Here is a 303-nt window from a genome sequence, read left to right on the forward strand (position 1 = left end):
CGCCGCCGAGCTTGCCAGAACGCCGGGGCACTTCGCCGCCACCGTCGGCGAATTCAGGATCGAGCCGAATGCCGCCAATGTCGTGCCGTCGAAGGTCACGCTGCTGATCGATGGGCGCGCGGAGATCCGCGCCGACATGGAGGCTTTCTGCCGCTGGCTCGACGGCCATGTCGAAAAGCTGGCAGGAGCCTACGGCGTGACGATCAAGACGCCGAACCGGGTTTCCGACAATCTGCCGACGCCAGGCGATGCCGGACTGCTGTCGATACTGGAGGCGGCCTGCGAGCGGGTCGGTGCGAAAAG

At 66.3% G+C, this 303-nt stretch carries 1 pseudogene; it reads left to right on the forward strand.

Features of this window, described 5'->3' with window-relative positions:
* Window positions 1–303, forward strand: a pseudogene (locus EOD29_RS31165) (Zn-dependent hydrolase); the annotation flags it as partial.

It is taken from the genome of Mesorhizobium sp. M1A.T.Ca.IN.004.03.1.1 (assembly GCF_003997555.1).
Taxonomy (GTDB): Bacteria; Pseudomonadota; Alphaproteobacteria; order Rhizobiales; family Rhizobiaceae; genus Mesorhizobium.